13 protein-coding genes, 1 tRNA gene, 1 pseudogene and 1 riboswitch are annotated in these 17,601 nt (G+C 56.7%); of the genes and pseudogenes, 10 read left to right on the forward strand and 5 right to left on the reverse strand.

All coding sequences use genetic code 11. The annotated features are described in order from the left end of the window. The first annotated feature begins 1 nt into the window (after window position 1). The 4 genes from CQ015_RS11960 to CQ015_RS11975 all read left to right on the forward strand — a co-directional run bounded on the left by CQ015_RS11960 (window position 2) and on the right by CQ015_RS11975 (window position 4,847). Window positions 2–1,033 carry a M23 family metallopeptidase gene (locus tag CQ015_RS11960; protein WP_105650193.1) on the forward strand — a complete coding sequence of 344 codons (1,032 nt, stop codon included), beginning with the start codon at window positions 2–4 and terminating at the stop codon, window positions 1,031–1,033. 124 nt (window positions 1,034–1,157) lie between these two features. Then, a riboswitch (cyclic di-AMP (ydaO/yuaA leader) is annotated at window positions 1,158–1,327 on the forward strand. A 3-nt stretch (window positions 1,328–1,330) separates the two neighbouring features. Next, entirely contained in the window at window positions 1,331–2,182 is an 852-nt protein-coding gene (locus tag CQ015_RS11965) for a C40 family peptidase (RefSeq protein WP_258133673.1), read from the forward strand. A gap of 225 nt (window positions 2,183–2,407) precedes the next feature. Further along, entirely contained in the window at window positions 2,408–2,902 is a 495-nt protein-coding gene (locus tag CQ015_RS11970) for an HNH endonuclease (RefSeq protein ID WP_105554213.1), read from the forward strand. Window positions 2,903–2,969: 67 nt separating this feature from the next. Next, complete coding sequence (locus tag CQ015_RS11975; RefSeq protein WP_105650194.1) at window positions 2,970–4,847, forward strand: ABC transporter ATP-binding protein; 1,878 nt, start codon at window positions 2,970–2,972, stop codon at window positions 4,845–4,847. Between the two features lie 134 nt (window positions 4,848–4,981). Here the strand turns inward: CQ015_RS11975 and CQ015_RS11980 are convergent, their stop codons facing one another. Continuing rightward, on the reverse strand, window positions 4,982–5,395 hold the full coding sequence (locus tag CQ015_RS11980) for an NUDIX domain-containing protein (RefSeq protein WP_181148547.1): 414 nt from the start codon (window positions 5,393–5,395) through the stop codon (window positions 4,982–4,984). A 188-nt stretch (window positions 5,396–5,583) separates the two neighbouring features. Between CQ015_RS11980 and CQ015_RS19385 the strand changes: the two are divergent. After that, window positions 5,584–5,748 (forward strand): annotated as a pseudogene (locus CQ015_RS19385) (winged helix-turn-helix transcriptional regulator); the annotation flags it as partial. An 81-nt stretch (window positions 5,749–5,829) separates the two neighbouring features. Continuing rightward, entirely contained in the window at window positions 5,830–6,813 is a 984-nt protein-coding gene (locus CQ015_RS11985) for an ROK family protein (RefSeq protein WP_258138404.1), read from the forward strand. Window positions 6,814–6,881: 68 nt separating this feature from the next. Here CQ015_RS11985 and CQ015_RS11990 read toward each other — a convergent pair. Then, window positions 6,882–6,958, reverse strand: a tRNA-Arg gene (locus CQ015_RS11990). Between the two features lie 56 nt (window positions 6,959–7,014). After that, window positions 7,015–7,668: a hypothetical protein gene (locus CQ015_RS11995; protein ID WP_105554209.1), complete on the reverse strand. Its 654-nt coding sequence runs from the start codon at window positions 7,666–7,668 to the stop codon at window positions 7,015–7,017. A gap of 63 nt (window positions 7,669–7,731) precedes the next feature. On the opposite strand from CQ015_RS11995, the gene pcrA reads away from it, so the two are divergent. The 3 genes from pcrA to sucD all read left to right on the forward strand — a co-directional run bounded on the left by pcrA (window position 7,732) and on the right by sucD (window position 12,439). Next, window positions 7,732–10,107, forward strand: coding sequence for a DNA helicase PcrA (gene pcrA / locus CQ015_RS12000; RefSeq protein ID WP_105650196.1), 2,376 nt, complete (start codon window positions 7,732–7,734; stop codon window positions 10,105–10,107). 240 nt (window positions 10,108–10,347) lie between these two features. Beyond that, on the forward strand, window positions 10,348–11,520 hold the full coding sequence (gene sucC, locus CQ015_RS12005; RefSeq protein ID WP_105650197.1) for an ADP-forming succinate--CoA ligase subunit beta: 1,173 nt from the start codon (window positions 10,348–10,350) through the stop codon (window positions 11,518–11,520). A 16-nt stretch (window positions 11,521–11,536) separates the two neighbouring features. After that, window positions 11,537–12,439, forward strand: coding sequence for a succinate--CoA ligase subunit alpha (gene sucD, locus CQ015_RS12010; RefSeq protein WP_105650198.1), 903 nt, complete (start codon window positions 11,537–11,539; stop codon window positions 12,437–12,439). Between the two features lie 84 nt (window positions 12,440–12,523). Here sucD and CQ015_RS12015 read toward each other — a convergent pair whose 3' ends face one another. Continuing rightward, window positions 12,524–12,841 (reverse strand): hypothetical protein, encoded by a 318-nt coding sequence (locus CQ015_RS12015; RefSeq protein WP_105554205.1) that lies wholly within the window; start codon window positions 12,839–12,841, stop codon window positions 12,524–12,526. A 129-nt stretch (window positions 12,842–12,970) separates the two neighbouring features. Then, window positions 12,971–16,321 carry a DEAD/DEAH box helicase gene (locus CQ015_RS12020; protein ID WP_105570028.1) on the reverse strand — a complete coding sequence of 1,117 codons (3,351 nt, stop codon included), beginning with the start codon at window positions 16,319–16,321 and terminating at the stop codon, window positions 12,971–12,973. Window positions 16,322–16,459: 138 nt separating this feature from the next. On the opposite strand from CQ015_RS12020, the gene CQ015_RS12025 reads away from it, so the two are divergent. Then, window positions 16,460–17,587: an LOG family protein gene (locus CQ015_RS12025; protein WP_258138370.1), complete on the forward strand. Its 1,128-nt coding sequence runs from the start codon at window positions 16,460–16,462 to the stop codon at window positions 17,585–17,587. Window positions 17,588–17,601 lie beyond the last annotated feature (14 nt).

The raw sequence follows: 17,601 nt of genomic DNA on the forward strand, positions 1-17,601 counted from the left end.
TTTGGCAGAAACCAGGACGACGGGTCGACGCCGTGCCGCAGACGTCGAGATCGATGCGATCACTGAGATCGCAGCGGCCGCCACAGAACGATCCGTTGGTCGCCGCGCATCACGCGCAGCCGCTGTCGAAGCAGTAGCAGTTCCAGAGCCGCTTTGCGCCGATTATGTCGGGCGCCGCTTTGAGTCGGGTCAGCGTTACGGCATTGCGCCAACGCAGAAAACTCTTGCTACCCAGGATGTTGACGGAAACGTCATTGCCCTACCTACAGCTAAGCCAGTTGTTGCGCCTGAAGGCGTAGTAGCAAGTAACGAAGAGCTCGTTCAGAGCCTTCGCGCTTCGCCAAAAAAGACTTCCCGACTTGGGTTTACCCACAAGATCGCTGCTGTTGCCGCGGTATCGGGTTTGGCACTAGCCGCGGTTTCTCCGCAGCTCAGTAGCGCCGTGTCTGAAGAGGGCCCAGTGGTAGCGGGCGCGCAGCGCACCGCAACTTCCGCAGTGGTCGATGTTAAAGCTCCAAGCGATGCTGGCTTAGATGTGCAGCGTGCGGCTTTGAAGTCCGACATCAACCCCAAGGTGGCCAACGAAGAAAAGCTCTCTGAAATCCTCACCGCTTCCGGCGGCGACATTCAGAAGGTCGGTTCGACCGGTGGATTGCTCGAGCGTCCGGTGGATAGCAACCGCATTACCTCAAGCTTTGGGCACCGCAAGAACCCAACTGGCGCCGGCTTCATGATCCACAGTGGCACAGATTACGGTGTGCCGAGCGGCACAAAGGTTTATGCCGCAGCATCGGGCAAGGTCACAGTCTCCGGATGGGCAGGTCATTCCGGTCAGCGGGTCACCTTGGCCCATGGAAACGGCCTGGAAACCGGGTACAGCCACAATTCGCAACTACTAGTCAACGTGGGAGACACCGTCAAGCGCGGAGATGTCATCGCTTTGGCTGGTAGCACCGGTAATTCCACCGGACCGCATGTGCACTTCGAAGTAATTGTCGACGGTCAGTTCAAAGACCCCGCCGGCTGGTTATAACGACGTTCGTCACCTTACCGTGATCAAAACGTGACATTTGAAAGATAGTCCTATAGGCTAAACAGCGTGCCAAGGGGAATCCTTGAGCAACATTGCGTGAGAACCGAGCACTGCCAACGCGCAATGAGCAGTTATACACAACTCGTACGGCAGTGACGGGGGAACCAACATCGGGTCGTTAGTTTTGGCTAACAACCCTAGGGGTTAAGTGGAAGAGAAGGAAACTTCGAATCCACCGAGGTAACTCCACTTCGAACCCGACAGCTTACCTCGTAGGTATCAAGGAGAGGCTTTATTGTGACCAAGCGTCAAGCGCCGGGACGCCACCGCGCCCCAGCAGCACGTACCAACCCACTTGCTAGCATTTCGCAGGCAGTGTCCTCGAATGCAGGCTCGGTCGGACGTCAGGCAGCCGTTGTTGCTGCTGCGTCCGGTCTGATCGTCACCCTGGGCGTACCAGGTCAGGCAACCGCCCCACGTGACGTATCAGCTTCCCCGGTTGACACGATCAACCCGGAACGCGTTGCTGTCAAGGCAGTCAAGGTATCCACCAAGAAGGCGGATAACGTCGAGATCGAGCGCGCCAGCTTCACTGCTGAGCCAAAGCCCGAGCCGGTCGTTATCGCTGTCGCTGATGACATCGAGCCAACCACTCGCGAAAACTCGGGCAACTCCGATTCTTCGGGTAGCTCGGACTCCATGGCACCAATGACCCGCCAGAACCGCGGCGGCAATGGCCAGCAGAGCGCGCCAACTGAGACCAAGAAGGAATCCACCAAGCAGGAATCCTCGGTCCCGAGCAAGAACCTCACCGGTATCGCGGCTACGGCTTCGAAGTACTCGGGCGTTCCATACGTCTGGGGCGGAAACACTCCAAGCGGCTGGGACTGCTCTGGCTTCGTGAAGTACGTCTACGCGCAGCACGGCATCAACATCGCTCGTGGCACCTCCGCGATCCTCGGATCCGGCCAGTTCAAGCGCACCAGCAGCCCGAAGCCGGGCGACTTGGTGTTCCAGAACGGTGGCGGCCACGTAGGCATCTACCTAGGTGGAGGCCAGATGATCGGCGCGCAGAACCCAACCGTGGATACCATGATCCACTCGGTGACCCGCAACCCGATGTACGGTTACTACACTCTAGCTGGCTAAGCAGCCTGCTCCCATTGGCCATCGAACGTAATGTTCGGTGGCCAATGGTCGTTTAACCGGGTGAACTACGGGCTACTTCGCGATGAAAATCAACGAATATCTTCCTAATCTTGAAGCCAAATCGGCAATATATCGCATAGGCTAACGGCAAGAGAACTAACTGCGACGAGCTCGTCGTCATCAACTTCTAGAGATGCACACAAGCTCATTGAAGGAAATATGCGAATGCGAACGTTGGTTTTGAACGCAGGTTATGAGCCATTAGCGGTGGTGACTTTCCGTCGCGCCTTGCTCCTTGTGCTTGCCGAGAAAGCAACAATCATTTTGCAAGATCACGAGTCACCCGTGCGCAGCTCGCACGGCGACTTACCGCGCCCCACCGTGATCGTGTTAAAACGATATGTGCGACGCCCCTACAGGAACATGAATCATGTGACCCGTAGGGGCGTTCTTCGTAGAGACCACTTCCGCTGCGCCTACTGCGGAAAAACCGCTAACACCATCGACCACGTAATTCCGCGCAGCAGAGGCGGGCAGAATACCTGGGAGAACCTCGTAGCGGCCTGCTTGTCGTGTAACAGCCGCAAGGCCGACAAGATGCTCTCGCAATTGGGATGGCAATTGTTGCTCACACCGCATCAGCCAAGGGTGGGAGGGCATCTGGTTTCCGGACTTGACCATATTGATTCTTCATGGGCTCAATACCTTCATGCCAGCTAGGAAATATTCGGACTCCGTGAGATGTTGAGACGTTAGTACTAATCTGAACAAATCACGGAGGTAACTCGTGAGTATGGAAGGCGCGGCGTGGAGTACGCTGTGGCAGCTCTCAAAGAGCGAACAGCGACGTGCATATCGTCCAGAGACCCCGCGGCGTGTTTTCGACTTCGCACTCAGCTATAAAGCACGTCTGATAATCTTCGTGATCTTCTCTGTATTGTCAGCGGCAATTGCTGTCATCACACCGGTGCTTGCCGGACGAGTCGTTGACGCAATCGTGGCGCAAGGCAGTTGGGAGACCGTGCGGAACTTGGCGATCGTTATGGTGGTAGTCGCCGTTTTCGATTCGATATTCGCGATGCTCGTACGCTGGCAGTCCTCTAACCTCGGTGAGCAAATCATCTTTGATCTTCGCACCAAGGTATTTGACCACGTGCAGAAGATGCCCATCGCGTTTTTCGCACGAACTCGCACCGGAGCACTGACCTCCCGGCTCAATTCAGATGTTATCGGGGCCCAAGCCGCTTTCGCCGGAACCTTATCCGGAATCGTTTCAAATGCAGTTGCACTGATCCTGACCGCTATCGTCATGCTCACTACCTCCTGGCAGGTCACGATCCTGGCGCTGGTCCTTTTCCCGCTGTTCCTGCTGCCGGCAAGACGCTTCGGAAAGTCCCTAGCTGGGCTGCGCAAGGAGTCGGCAGATCTGAACGCTTCAATGAGCACCCAGATGACCGAACGATTCTCCGCACCCGGAGCTACGCTGATCAAACTCTATGGGCGTCCCAACGAAGAATCCGAGCAATTTGGATTGCGGGCTGCGCGAGTACGCGACATCGGCATCAAGATGACCATGCGGCAATTCGCATTTGTAACGGTGCTAGGGCTGGTCGCGGCGCTTTCGCTGGCCCTAGTGTACGGACTGGGCGGGTTCTATGCCTTGCGTGGCGAGATGGCGGCGGGTGACGTGGTAGTGCTCGGGATGCTCATTATCCGCCTGTATACGCCGCTTACGGGACTTGCTAACGCCCGCGTGGAGATCACCAGCGCGCTGGTTAGCTTCGACAGGGTGTTTGAGGTGCTAGACCTCGAACCGCTGATCAAAAACGCCCCGAACGCGATTGCCCTTCCAGTAGAGCCTGTGGCAGTGAAATTCGACAAGGTGAACTTCGCTTACCCGAGTGCCGAGGAAGTGTCGCTAGCCTCGCTGGAAGATACTGCGGTGCTCGACAAACGCGGTGGCGAAGAGATTTTGCACGATATTTCCTTTGAAATTCGGCCCGGTCACACCGTCGCGTTGGTCGGCTCTTCCGGCGCTGGTAAATCGACCATCGCGCAGCTACTCGCACGGCTCTACGACGTGCGTGGCGGTGCTATCACGCTCAACGGACACGACCTGCGCGATATCACCCTCAAGTCCCTATATGGCGAACTGGGCATGGTCACCCAAGACGGGCACTTGTTGCACGAGACCGTACGCTCCAATTTATTGCTGGCAAACCCTGACGCCAGCGAAGAGCAACTTTGGTCGGCTTTGGAAGACGCGCAGTTGCGGAGCCAAATCGAAGCCCTCCCGGACGGACTGGCTACGGTGGTCGGGGAACGCGGATACCGGCTATCTGGCGGTGAACGCCAACGCCTGACGATCGCCCGAATGATTTTGGCGAATCCGGGACTGGTCATTCTCGACGAAGCAACTGCAGCTTTGGATTCACGCAGTGAACTTGCTGTGCAGCTGGCGCTGTCCCAGGCGCTGGAAAACCGCACGGCTTTGGTCATTGCCCATCGGCTTTCAACGATCCGGCAAGCGGATCAAATTTTAGTGATCGACGGTGGACGCATCGTTGAACGTGGAACGCATCAGAGCTTGCTAAGCGCACAAGGCGCCTACTCAAAGTTCTATGAAACTCAGTTCAATTCGGCCCAGGACCCGGATCGTAACTAAAGCAGCTTATGCGCCATATTCCTGCACTACGCGGAACTCGTGGCGATGCCAGAGAACCGGCCGCGGGCACCAATGAAAGTGGTTCGAGGTCGGTCCTCAACGCCACGTGACAAACTCTTCTACATATCTGCTCGTTAGTTGGGAGCGTTTCTCCGAGCGAGAAGGGTAGGCAATACGTGCTGGCGTAATAGTGGGGCGATGTCATCACGCAATAGGGCATCGTGGGGGTGGATCCACATGAGCTCTTCGAGTTCGGCTAATGGTTTGGGGGAACCGTTATATCTTGCGCCGAACAAATAGGCTTGTATTGAGGTGTCTGCTTCATTGGCCGCCGGTCCAAGCCATTGGCCGTACTCTGCAAAGTCTTTTTCCTCGAACTTCACCCCTAATTCCTCATGTACCTCGCGCATCACGGTCTCTAAGGGTGTCTCGCCCGCTTCCGGTTTTCCGCCGGGTTGCATGAATTTTGAAGTCCCACGCTTCCGAACAAGAAGAATTTGTCCCTGATCGTTGATTAAACACGCTGCCGAGATAGTTAAATTTTTCATCACCAAAACACAATATCGCGTGTGAAAACTCGTGACGAATGGTAACGTGCATTATTGGATCTCCAACGTTTTTAGTTGAGTAACGTCGTGATTAGAGAACTCGCAGTTTCAGATCGTACGACGACGTCTTGGCCGGATGTTGGAATAGAGAGATCGATCCATCAAATTCATAGATCTATGGAGCTTTAATGCGACGGGGAACAAACTTAGGCCGCCTTGGCGATTTTAACCAGGCGGTTATCCTTGAGTCCATCCGACGAGCCCCGGACGGCATCAGCCGTGTGGAGCTCGCAGGTTCGACTGGACTTTCACCACAGACAATTTCAAACGTCGTTCGTCGTCTTCTTGACGATGGCATCGTTCGCGAAGACCGAACCATTGTGTCCGGTCCAGGTAAGCCGAGAACCGTTCTGGAACTAGAGGGAAACCGATTAGTGTCCATCGGCATCCATCTTGACCCAAGCGTGCTGACCTTCGTGGCCATGAACCTGCGCGGCGAAGTATTGCGTGAGCGCAGTATCGATGTACCGAATCTCGAAGTAGCCGCGGAAACCATCCAGCTGATGGCAGACACGGTCAAGGAATTGATTTCCGAGATTCGTGTGCCGAAAAAACACATCGTCGGTGTCGGCATTGCCGTACCCGGACCGGTTAACGTCGAAGACGGTGTGGTGCTCAACCCACCGCTGCTCGATGGCTGGGCAGATGTAGAGCTGGTCAATCCACTTCGTAAGCTACTGCGCTTGCAGGTAATCATCGAAAAGGACACCATCGCATCTGCGGTCGGTGAGCTTTGGCAGTCCAAGGAAGAGAAATCAGATGATTTCGTCTTCGTTTACTGCGGCCACGGCTTCGGCGCAGGTATCGTCATCGACGGCGAAGTCCACCACGGTTCGAGCAACAACGCTGGCGAAATCGGGCATTACTCCACCGGACGCAAGGCCGTCGCCTGCGAAGAGTGCGGCGCCGACGATTGCTTGGCTACAGGCACCTCCTACGAGTTCATGGCCGCCCAGGCTAAGGAACGCGGACTGGAACTGCCGACCTACGAAATCATGGGCCCGGAGCAGCGCTCCGAAGGCATCAACCGTCTCACCGAACTTGCGCTGGAAGGCAACGCCGTCGCCAAGGAGCTGATCATTGAATCGATGATTCGGGTGGGTGAAGTCGCCGGACAGCTGGCCAATGCGCTGGACGTCCGCGAGATCGTCTTCGGCGGTCCACAGTGGGACAAGGTTCGCGAGCTCGTTGCTGATGAAGTCGATGAAGCAGTTCAGCGTCGCTTCGGGCTACGTGCAGTCCACGAGGTCGGTACCCGCACCTCGAGCCTAGGCTCGCAGGTTGGCGCCATCGGTGGCGCATGCGTCGTCATGGATGCCTCGCTCTCGCCGAAGGCTACCGCACTGCTACTGCGCTAAGTCGTTCGATAAGACCAACAAAAAGTTGAGGTCCCGCTCCGGTTAGGAGCGGGACCTCAACTTTTTGTTGGTGCCCCTGGCCGGAATCGAACCGACGGCCTACCCTTTAGGAGAGGGTCGCTCTATCCTACTGAGCTACAGGGGCGCAGGCGCTAAGCGCGCCATCAACACTATCCTACTAGGAAGTTGATGATGAATTTGTCAGGATGACTGCTGTCGAATCTGAGCCATTTTCTTAATCATCGCCTTGTTCGCACGACGAGCCGCCAAGCCAAAGACTAGCGCAGCCGTGATGAATAGCGTGGCCCACCGAATCGTGGTCAGGATCGAAGCGAGCACGACGGTGCTTTCGTTGAGTTCCGCGCCGAAGAGCGAATCAATGGCAAAGTTCTCCCACAGGTCGGTCACCGCAAACAGCAACGGTGCCAGCCAGGCCAGCCAGCGCATCTGACGGTTGGGGATCCACCGAATGAAGATCAGCATGGAAAACAGCCCGGTCAGCAACGGGAACAGCAATCCGGCGGTCTTGTGAAGATAATTTAGCTGTCCGGTGGCATCCGAATCCATGGCTGCACGTAGCGCTTCAATATCCGACACCGTGTAACCGAAGACACGCTGATCTGGCATGGCTAACCCGTTGCTGAGATCGGTCATCTGGTGCATCGTGAGCAGGTGGTAGTACACAAAGAGGAACACGCACGTGACCAACCCCGCCGATATCAACAGCATCGGATTGGAAGTGGATTCACGTTGCTGCGCAGAATCTCGCAGTCCTTGACCGAGCCTCTTGGCCTGCTCATCTTGGAAATGCGCTGGCTTGCGGTACTCTTTGCTCTTCTTAACGTTCTTTGCCATACCGTCCATTATGCCGGGTAGGTCGGTGAAACCGTCGCAGAGCCCACGTAGACTGGCTTCACCATGGATTTCCTTAACGATGACTTCGCCGCGGAGCCGGCACAGCGCACTTTACCAACGCCCGAAGAGCTATTGGTGGGGATGAACGAACAGCAAGACAAGGCAGTTCGCTATCACGGCGGTCCGCTCTTGATCGTTGCTGGTGCTGGCTCTGGTAAGACCCGTGTGCTGACTCATCGCATTGCGTATTTGCTAGCTACCGGACGGGCCCGACCGCACGAAATTCTTGCTATCACCTTCACCAACAAAGCCGCAGCGGAAATGCGTGAGCGCGCTTCCGAGCTGATCGGTGAAGATCGGGCAAAAAAGATGTGGATCTCTACCTTCCACTCCTCATGTGTACGCATTCTGCGCCGTGAGGCGGCAACTATCGGTTTGAAGTCGAACTTCTCGATCTACGATTCGGCCGACTCCCTGCGCTTGATCACGCTTATTGCCAAGGGACTGGACATTGATCCAAAGCGGTTCACGCCCAAGGCCATCGCCCACAAGATCTCGTCGTTGAAGAACGAACTTATCGACGAAGAAGATTTCGCCTCCACCATGAACACCAATGATCCGTTCGCGCGAGCCGTGGCAGAGGTCTACCGGGGCTATACCCGACGGCTGCGCGCGGCGAACGCGATGGACTTTGACGACCTGATTGGACAGGTCGTTTACATGTTCCGGGCCTTCCCAGCGGTGGCGGACAACTATCGTCGCCGCTTCCGCCATGTGCTGATTGACGAGTATCAGGATACGAACCACGCGCAGTACTCGTTGATACGAGAACTAACCGGACCTGATGGGCTGACCATGCCTGGCGAACTGACGGTGGTCGGCGACTCCGATCAGTCGATTTATGCGTTTCGTGGAGCGGATATTCGCAATATTGTGGAATTCGAAAAGGATTACGCAGACGCGGCGACGATCAAACTTGAACAGAACTACCGTTCCACCCAGAACATCCTTTCGGCAGCGAACGAAGTGATCAAACGGAACCCGGACCGCAACGATAAACGACTGTGGACGGCCAGCGGGGACGGCGATCAGATCACCGGTTACGTGGGCGAATCCGAGGGGGACGAGGCGCGCTGGATCGCAGAGGAGATCCTTCGGCTCAACGACGAAGAAGACGTGCGACCGGGCGATGTAGCCATTTTCTATCGCACCAACGCTCAGTCCCGAGCTCTCGAAGAGCAGCTCATGCGCGTAGATCTAAAGTATCGGGTGGTTGGCGGCACCCGATTCTACGACCGCAAGGAAATCAAAGACGCCCTGTCTTATTTGCGAGCATTGGTGAATCCCGAAGACGACATTAACGTTCGCCGCATCCTCAACGAGCCCAAACGCGGCATCGGCGACCGAGCCGAAGGAGCGGTGGCAGCGCTAGCCGAACGCGACCGGATCTCATTTATGGAAGCGTTGCGCCGTTCCGATGAAGCCCCGGGTCTAGGGACTCGTGGCATCAAGATGACCGCGGCTTTTGTGTCTTTGATGGACGATTTGAAGACTGTTGCAGAAGGCTCCGGCCCGGCCGAAGCGCTGGAAGCGGTGCTGGAGCAGACCGGATATCTCGAGGTGCTTCGCGCGTCGAGCGATCCGCAGGATGAATCCCGGGTAGAAAACCTTGCAGAGCTCGTCGCGGTGGTCCGTGACTATGTGAATGATGAGCCGGAGGGGGGCCTGGAAGGGTTCTTGGAGCGGGTGGCGTTGGTGGCCGACGCAGATCAGATTCCCGAGGCGCCTACGGATAGCGAAGGCGCAGAAATGGCGGCTCGTGAAGGTGTGGTCACGCTGATGACGCTGCACACCGCGAAAGGGCTGGAATTCCCGGTAGTGTTCCTGACCGGCATGGAACACGGAGTCTTTCCGCACCAGCGTTCCATGACCGACGAAAAGGAATTGGCAGAGGAACGACGTTTAGCGTATGTGGGGCTAACGCGGGCTAGGGAACGGTTGTACCTGACGCGTGCCGAACAGCGTAGCTTGTGGGGACAGTCGCAATATAACCCTGCAAGTCAGTTTCTCGATGAAATTCCTTCCCACTTGTTGGACTGGAAGCGTGAAGGAGCCCAGCTTTCAGGGTGGGGTGCGAGTAACGGAACGGTGAATTTCGCCACGAGTCGGTATGACCGTGGATCTCATTGGGGTGCCGGCAATGCTTCGAATTTTGCATCTCGTGGGCACAACGCCGCTCCGGTGGCCAAGCAGCGCGTGCAGCAGAACAAAGAAATTGTCATTCCAAAGGTTGGTCAAAACGTGAAACATTCTGGCTTTGGCTTGGGTGTTGTTATCGCGATCGAAGGTGTCGGTGATAAGACGGTTGCAAAAGTGCAATTTGCTGACTCGGAAAAACGGCTTCTATTGCGTTACGCGCCATTAGAAATGGTTGACTAACCGAAGAATCTTTGGCGCGCGCTTTGAGGTTTCTTGAAACCGGCGACAGGCTGCTCGGCGGTTCTCTACAGCCTGTAAAAGTGGGAAGTTTGTAAAAGTAGGGATAGTCTGAGAGGTGCGCACGGCTACGGCGCCGTATGACTGCCGATAGTTACGTTGCGCTCTCTAGGGCGTGGCATGGATTTCGATTTATGGCCATGTCGCGAGTCAGCATGAACTTCGAACGAAGGACACAAACCCGTGGACCTGTATGAGTACCAGGCGCGCGATCTATTCGAGGCACACGGGGTTCCCGTGCTTGCCGGTATCGTCGCTTACACCCCGGAAGAAGCCAAAGCCGCAGCTGAGAAGATCGGCGGCGTTGTTGTAGTTAAGGCACAGGTCAAGGTCGGTGGCCGCGGTAAGGCTGGCGGCGTTAAGGTTGCCAAGACCGCAGACGAGGCTTTCGAGCACGCTTCCAACATTCTCGGTATGGACATCAAGGGCCACACCGTCAACAAGGTCATGATCGCCCAGGGCGCCGACATTGCTGAGGAATTCTACTTCTCGGTACTGTTGGACCGTGCAAACCGTAACTACCTGGCCATGTGCTCGGTAGAAGGTGGCATGGAGATCGAGGTGCTCGCAGTTGAGCGTCCGGACGCACTGGCAAAGGTCGCCGTCGATCCATTGGTTGGCATCGACGCTGCCAAGGCCGACGAAATCGTTGCCGCAGCAGGTTTCCCTGAAGAACTGCGCGCAAAGGTTGCCGACACCCTGCAGAAGCTGTGGGTTGTTTTCAAGGAAGAGGACGCCACCCTCGTTGAGGTGAACCCGCTGGTGAAGACCGGTGCCGGTGACATCGTTGCACTGGATGGCAAGGTTTCCCTGGATGAGAACGCATCCGAGGTTCGCCACCCGGCTCACGAAGAGCTTGAGGACAAGGGCGCAGCAGACCCACTGGAAGCCAAGGCAAAGGCCGCTGGCCTGAACTACGTCAAGCTGGACGGCGAAGTAGGCATCATCGGTAACGGTGCTGGCCTAGTTATGTCCACCTTGGATGTTGTAGCCTACGCGGGCGAGAGCCACGGCAACGTGAAGCCAGCTAACTTCCTGGATATCGGCGGTGGAGCCTCGGCTGAGGTTATGGCTGCAGGCCTGGACGTCATCTTGAATGACCCACAGGTCAATTCGGTCTTCGTGAACGTTTTCGGTGGCATCACCGCATGTGACGCCGTAGCAAACGGCATCGTTGGCGCGCTGAACACCTTGGGCGATTCCGCTAACAAGCCGCTGGTTGTCCGCCTTGACGGCAACAACGTTGAAGAAGGCCGCGCCATCCTGGCCGAAGCCAACCACCCACTGGTGACCCTGGCAGCAACCATGGACGAGGGCGCCGACAAGGCTGCCGAGCTCGCCAACGCAGCGAAGTAAGAGGGATAAGCGAACAATGAGCATTTACCTGAACAAGGACTCCAAGGTCATCGTCCAGGGCATCACCGGCGGCGAAGGCACCAAGCACACCGCCCTGATGCTCAAGGCTGGCACCAACATTGTCGGTGGCGTTAACGCCCGCAAGGCCGGCACCACCGTGACCCACGGTGACCAGGACATCAAGGTTTTCGGCACCGTGGCTGAGGCCAAGGCCGAGACCGGCGCAGACGTATCGATCGTCTTCGTCCCACCTAAGTTCACCAAGGACGCAGTCGTTGAAGCTATCGAGGCCGAAGTTGGCCTCGTCGTAGTCATCACCGAAGGCGTTCCAGTGCAGGACTCGGCCGAGTTCTGGGCGCTGGCACAGTCGAAGGTTGACGCCGACGGCAACCAGATCACCCGCATTATCGGCCCTAACTGCCCAGGCATCATCACCCCAGGCGAGGCACTGGTCGGCATCACCCCGAACAACATCACCAAGAAGGGCCCAATCGGCTTGGTATCCAAGTCCGGTACCCTGACCTACCAGATGATGTTCGAACTGCGCGACCTGGGCTTCTCCACCGCCATCGGGATCGGCGGCGACCCAGTCATCGGTACCACCCATATCGATGCCCTGGCCGCTTTCGAAGCTGATCCAGAGACCAAGGCCATCGTGATGATCGGTGAAATCGGTGGCGACGCTGAAGAGCGTGCAGCCGATTACATCAAGGCCAACGTCACCAAGCCAGTTGTTGGCTACGTGGCTGGCTTCACCGCTCCTGAGGGCAAGACCATGGGCCACGCAGGCGCTATTGTTTCCGGCTCGGCTGGCACCGCCCAGGCCAAGAAGGAAGCACTGGAAGCTGCAGGCGTCAAGGTCGGCAAGACTCCTTCGGAGACTGCCGTCCTGTTGCGCGAAGTTTTCGCGGCTCTCTAAGTCCTAGGCAACTCGCAGACGCGAAAAAGCCCCATGGCATCGGTTTTCGATGCCGTGGGGCTTTACCTGTACTCGGACAATGTCCTAGCCGCGTAGGCCAGCAGCTGCGTCCGTGTCGACCCTCAAGAACGAGGAGCCGATGACCGCGAAAGCACCAGGTATCAAAAGCATCCGGTGCTTTGGGTTATAGAAAATTTCTTCGAGCGGCGAAGCGATAACTCGCCGGATCTTTTCCAAGAGCCGCTCGTTGTCCAGAGACAGACGCTCCTGCTCGGTTTCAATCACCACACGATCTTGTTCAGTGCTCACCGATGCGCTCATCCAGTCGTCACTCGGTGTACTCAGAGTCTCCGATTTAATCAGGGACACGGTTATAACCGCCTTCATCTTGCGTTGTGCCACCGGAGAAGACCTCCGGGGCTTGCCTCTTTGCCTGCGCTCAGTGTGGCAGAGAACACGCAACTAGACATATTGAATATAGCGCGATTCGCTGGTAAAAGCCCGTCAAACAACGCAGATGTAATAAAGCTGTTATTCGAGCAGCCCGCGAATATCCTGAGCCGTCAAAGCCTTCGAGAATCCATCGGCTTCGTCCATAACCGTGGAGATCAGCTTCCGCTTGGATTCTTGGAGAGCAACAACCTTTTCTTCGATGGTGCCTTGGGCAATCATCCGGTAAACCATCACCTGGCGGGTTTGCCCGATTCGGTGGGTGCGGTCGATCGCCTGCGCTTCTACGGCAGGATTCCACCAAGGGTCAAGTAGGAAGCAGTAGTCGGCCTCGGTTAAGTTCAAGCCAAAACCGCCGGCCTTCAACGAGATCAGGAACAGCGGCGCTTCGCCGTCCTTGAACTGCTCAATGACCTTCGCACGGTTGCGTGTGTTGCCGTCCAGATATACGTACGGGATACCACGTGCTTCCAACTTTGCCGCAAGGACCTTCAGGTAGGAAGTGAATTGTGAGAATACCAAAGCGCGGTGCTGTTCGCTGAGCACATCCTCAAGCTGCTCGAAGAGCGCTTCCAACTTAGAGCCCGGGATTTCGGCAAGTTCCGGGTCAACCAGCGAAGGTTCCAAGGCAAGCATGCGTAGATGGGTCAGCGACTGGAAAATCGTAAAGCGGTTGCGGTCCAGATCCTCAACAAGGTGCAAGATCTTCTGTCGCTCACGGTTCAGATGCGTGTCGTACACATGCTGGTGCTCTTCGCTCAGACGCACCAAGACCTGCTGTTCTTGCTTGGCGGGGAGATCCAAGACGACAGATTCCTTGGTGCGGCGCAGCATGAAAGGTTTCACGCGGCGCTGCAGTAACTTCAGGGTTTCCTTATCGCCTAGCACTTCAATGGGGCGGGCAAACTGGCGGTTGAACCGGCTGGTATTCATGAACAGCGATGGAGAAGTCAACGAAAGCAGCGCGCCGAGCTCGGCGAGGTTGTTCTCCATTGGCGTGCCGGTGACCGCCAGCTTGAAGTTCGTCTGGATATTCACCGCGCTGCGGTGGGCCTTGGTCGAACGATTCTTCACGAACTGAGCCTCGTCCAGGATCAGGCCAGCGAATCGCTGGGATTCATACATCTCATCGTTGAGCCGAAGCAGCGTGTAGGTGGTCAGGATGACGTCATAGTTGGCCACTAGTTCGTTCAGCTCGCGTTCGGAACCGAGGGTACCTTCTACGGTGATCACGCTCAGGCTCGGAGCGAACCGTTTGATCTCCATCTCCCAGTTGGAAACAACGGAGCTTGGAGCAACGACGAGGAAGGGGGCACTGTTTCGCTGAGCGGCTGGTAGCTGCGCCACATGCTTCGGGTCATCCCAGAGTTTGCGTGCGTGAAGCATTAACGCGATGGTTTGAAGGGTTTTGCCCAGTCCCATGTCGTCGGCAAGAATGCCGCCAAAACCGCCTCGGTACAGGCGCGCAAGCCATTGATAGCCCTCGACCTGATACGGGCGCAAGGTGGCATTGAGCGTATCGGGCACTTCGGCCTCTTCACCTTCCGCCACACGCAGGAGCGAACGCATGCGCCCGATAAATAGGTCGGCACCTTCGATTCCCTCGGCAAGCTCATCAAATTCATCGAAGAGCGAGACTTGGAAGACCGAGAGCTTCAGGTCGGCATCCTTGGGCTTGTCATTCAGCGCCTGAGCCTCATCGACCAGCGCCTTCAGCTTGGCAAATAACGGGTGGTCCAGTGAGAACCAGGTGTTATCCGGAAGCTTGACCTTCATGGCACCGCTGGTGAGCGCCTCGAGAATGGTGGAGAAAGGTACTTCATGGTCGCCTACGGCGATCAGCAAGCCCAAATCAAGCCAGTCATTGCGTTCGTGGCTCACCGCGTTGATCTTCAGCCGCGGAAGTTCACGTAGCTGACGGTAAACCGGGCGAATACCTTCTTCGGTGATCTTCATGATGGACAGGCCATGTAGGGCGGGCAGCAGCTCCGAAACAAAAACAATCATGTGTTCACCGGAGAAGAACTTCGAGTCCAAGTCGTGGTTGCTGATGCCTGTGTGCCGCTCGAAGACGTCATTGACCGTGCTACGCAAAGAATCCTCGGCCTGGGCGTCATAGACCTCGCGGTCGTTGGGCACTCCCGGGTAGTGGATCTGGAAATCAATGGTGGCAGATTCCTTGATGCTGCCATCTTCCTTTTCCTCACGCATGAATTTCACATCAGCGTGGACCATCGGCGGGGCCAGGGCGGGAAGTACCAGATCCTTGCTTATGCTGCGCAGATTGAAACGGCGCGCAAGGCGCGCGTACGAACCGGCGAAGAAGTCCTGCATTTGATCTTCGGGAACCTGCAAGGGTTCGCGATTCTGAAACCAGCGGCGGTGCTGAGCGGGAACGATCTCTTGGCTTGGCGCCAACCAGATTTGTTCAGGTGCTTCCAATTCAACATAGAACCCGTGGTCCGAGATCGTTCCGCTGGGAGTCTCTGCGTTGAGCGTTAGGCCCTGACCTGCAATGTTCAAGTGTCCAGCCACGGTGAGCGATTTGTCCTGGCCGAGGTCGGCGAGCAACTCAAATCTGGACTGGCGGTCAATATTCACGCTGGTCTCATTGCGGGTGCTAATCAGCTCGATGCCAAGATCTTGAGCTTCGCCAAGCATTGGCCACAGCAGATCCGAGGCATACTCATCGAGGAACAGCCAGTCTTCGTCGACCTTAAACTGCAGCTGAGTGTTGCTTCGAGCTAGCGCAGCAAAACGGGTGAACCAATGGTGCTGATTGCGCAGCATATTCCAGCCGTAAGTCTTGAACGCTATGGTAGTCCAGCGCAGTTGTCCACGAACCCAGCGTCCCTCGGAATTGCGCACCATGGGGCGGACGCCCAAACGGAAGCGTTTGTTGCGCGTGGGGTGGGGGACCGCTCCCGAAGGCATCCACTGCTGTTGCTGGGAGGTATTTTTCGAATCAAAGACCATGAACTGCAAGGCCATGGCCACGACCGGGTCATTTGGGGACCCTAAGAGTCCGTCTGCGGGCCCCGGCTCGGGTTCTTCAAACCAGGTGTTCACTTGCTGGGACCAAGCGGCAACGGTCTTTTGCTCTTGGACGACCGCCGGGCGGGGCAGCTTTGCGATCTTATTGGCGGTGAGGGACAGCGCCGCGATATGTGGGCAGATCGAGCCTTTGTCGCAGCTGCAGGCCGAAACGTCGATGGACCAACCCGAAGCGCTGCGAATTACCGTGAGAGTGGGTGAGAACTTCTGACCATCTTCGAGGACGGTACCCGAGATGACACTCGAGGTTTCGTCAAAGGCGACCTCAGTCACTGATTCGTCGTTCTTGGCAAGTTGTTGCCCGAAGAAGAATGGAACGTCACCCAGGTACGCCAGTAGGTGCCTTGCGTCAATGAGTGGTGGCACAGAATCAGTCATCCTCTCATCGTTTCACGTTCGGGGCGTAGGTGAAAGTTGAGGACGCTAACTGTGAATAATCACTTGTGTTCAAGGTAGCGTAGGTGCATGTCTCATGTGTGGCCCCACCTCCCCGCCCGAGCGGTCAATATCACCACAGTGATTGAGTTCGACAGGCTCGCCGCCGAAGCCATGGAAACCCAAGCATCGCTTGCCCGAAACTGGCGCGTACACCGGGTTGATCTTCAAGCTCGGGACGCGGTCTTAGGCGCTTTGGACCTTGCCGACTGCCTTTTTATTGATTGCGTCTACTCCAAGGCCGGACGTTCGCTCGTGGAAGCAACCGGCGGGCTATGCATGAGTACCGGAGCGCAACTGCCCTTCAATATTTCCGAACGTGAGCTCTATTCCCCGCTAGAGCTCTACGCGGGGATCAAGGAAGCGCCCTACTCGCAGGTGCTCGACGCGCAGATCTATACCTATTCGCAAGCAAATTCACCGGCGGAATTTTCTACCGATGACAGCACGATGGCAACGACTTTGCATGATCACCATATTGGCCAGGCCATGTTGAATGCTGTTTACGACGGGGTATTTGCCGAGACACCCATGATCGGGATCATGGGTGGGCACGCGGTAGCACGTGGCACGAAAGAATTCGCCGATGCAGTACGGCTCGGTGCAATGCTGACCGGTCGAGGCTATTCGATTGTTACCGGTGGGGGACCAGGGGCCATGGAAGCGGCTAACGCCGGCGCGTGGCTTGCAGACTATGACGAAACGGCTATCGGTAGAGCCGTGGATATCCTCGCACAAGCTCCGGACGCGATCCGTCATCGGACTGCCTGGGCGCGTGCGGCATTGCGAGTGCGTGAAGAATTCCCCAGCACGAAAAGTTCAATGGGCGTACCCACCTGGTTTTATGGCCATGAGCCACCGAACCTGTTCGCCACGCATATAGCAAAGTTTTTCACGAACTCGATTCGCGAAGCCATCCTGCTCGAACAGGCAAATGGCGGAATCATTGTGCTTCCCGGTGCAGCCGGGACAGTCCAGGAAATATTCCAAGACGCCTGCGAAAACTACTACGCGACTGGCGCTCGCGTAGCTCCCATTGTGTTGGTGGGCCGCGAGCATTGGACCCGGAAGCTTCCAGTCTGGCCCTTGCTGCAGGCGCTTGCCGCCGGGAGGGCCATGGAAAGCAGGATAGCTTTGGTGGACTCGGTGCAAGAAGCTGTCGAATTCATTGAAACAATGACTCCATTGCGGCGCCGCACGCGGTTCTAATAACGAGACCGGCC

The organism is Arthrobacter sp. MYb221 (assembly GCF_002979835.1).
Taxonomy (GTDB): domain Bacteria; phylum Actinomycetota; class Actinomycetes; order Actinomycetales; family Micrococcaceae; genus Glutamicibacter.